This is a genomic window from Candidatus Streptomyces philanthi (assembly GCF_059553635.1).
Genome location: NZ_JCANQV010000579.1, coordinates 1 through 1,565, shown reverse-complemented (window position 1 = coordinate 1,565; position 1,565 = coordinate 1). Strand labels below are relative to the sequence as shown.

Below are 1,565 nucleotides of genomic sequence, written 5' to 3'. Positions count from 1 at the left end.
TCGGCGCCGGTCAGCGGCGCGGTGCCCAGCGCGTCGGCCTCGCGCGGGTCGGGGTGGTAGGCGGCCTCCAGCAGCGCGGCGCCGTCCGGCTCGTGGCGGCCGGGGGCGGCCACGCCGTCCCATTCCCGTACCCGGGCCCGCGTCCCGTAGGCGGTGAGGAGTGCGTCGTACGGGCCGACGGCGGCGATGCGGTCGCCGTCGACGGCCACCGCGTGTCCGGGGACGGCCGGGCCGTCCGGCGTCGCCCGTACCGCGCGTACCCGGTGGATCGTCAGCACGGAGTGGTCGGTTCCTCCTCGGCGGCGCCGCGGTGCGCGGTCGTCAGTCGGCGTCGACGAGCGTGAGCTCGGGGTGGGCGGTGCCGCCGGCCAGGGCGGTGGACGACAGGTGGGAGACGACGCGGTCGTCGACGGGGTCGTTTGCCGGGTCGTCGTGCACGACGAGGTGCTCGTAGGTGGTGGAGCGCTGGGCGGGCACCCGGTCGGCCCTGCGGATCAGGTCGAGCAGCTCCATGCGGTTGGAGCGGTGCTTGGCGCCCGCGGAGGAGACGACGTTCTCCTCCAGCATCACCGAGCCGAGGTCGTCGGCGCCGTAGTGCAGCGACAGCTGGCCGACCTCCTTGCCGGTGGTCAGCCACGAGCCCTGGATGTGGGCGATGTTGTCGAAGAAGATCCGGGCGAGGGCGATCATCCGCAGGTACTCGAACAGGGTGGCCTGCGTGCGGCCCTTCAGGTGGTTGTTCTCCGGCTGGTAGGTGTACGGGATGAAGGCGCGGAAGCCGCCCGTACGGTCCTGGACGTCGCGGATCATGCGCAGGTGCTCGATGCGCTCGGCGTTGGTCTCGCCGGTGCCCATCAGCATCGTGGAGGTGGACTCGACGCCGAGGCCGTGCGCCGTCTCCATGATCTCCAGCCAGCGCTCGCCGGACTCCTTCAGCGGGGCGATGGCCTTGCGGGGGCGCTCGGGCAGCAGCTCGGCGCCGGCGCCCGCGAAGGAGTCGAGGCCCGCGGCGTGGATGCGCGTGATGGCCTCCTCGACGGACACCTTGGAGATCCGGGCCATGTGCTCGACCTCGGACGCGCCCAGCGAGTGGATGACGAGCTGGGGGAACTCCTTCTTGATGGCCGAGAAGTGCTTCTCGTAGTACTCGACGCCGTAGTCGGGGTGGTGGCCGCCCTGGAACATGATCTGGGTGCCGCCCAGCTCGACGGTCTCGGCGCAGCGGCGCAGGATGTCGTCGAGGTCGCGGGTCCAGCCCTTGGCGGTGTCCTTGGGGGCGGCGTAGAACGCGCAGAAGCGGCAGGCCGTCACGCAGACATTGGTGTAGTTGATGTTGCGTTCGATGATGTACGTCGCGATGTGCTCGGTGCCGGCGTAGCGGCGGCGGCGTACGGCGTCGGCGGCCCGGCCCAGGGCGTGCAGCGGCGCGAAGCGGTAGACGTCGAGCGCTTCCTCCGGGGTGATGCGGCCGCCCTGTGCGGCGCGGTCGAGTACGGACTGGAGGTCGGCGTTCTCGGTCACCGGGCGTCCCTTTCGGAGGGGGGCATAACGACCGATCCAGCCTA

2 protein-coding genes are annotated in these 1,565 nt (G+C 71.5%); both read right to left on the bottom strand.

Translation table 11 applies throughout. The features are described 5' to 3' along the window. A partial coding sequence (locus AC51EU_RS30375; RefSeq protein WP_496270306.1) for an imidazolonepropionase-like domain-containing protein occupies nt 1-278 on the bottom strand: 278 nt, incomplete at its 3' end. A gap of 43 nt (nt 279-321) precedes the next feature. Continuing rightward, nucleotides 322-1,521, bottom strand: coding sequence for a cyclic dehypoxanthinyl futalosine synthase (mqnC, locus tag AC51EU_RS30370; RefSeq protein WP_496270305.1), 1,200 nt, complete (start codon nt 1,519-1,521; stop codon nt 322-324). Between the last annotated feature and the right edge of the window lie 44 nt (nt 1,522-1,565).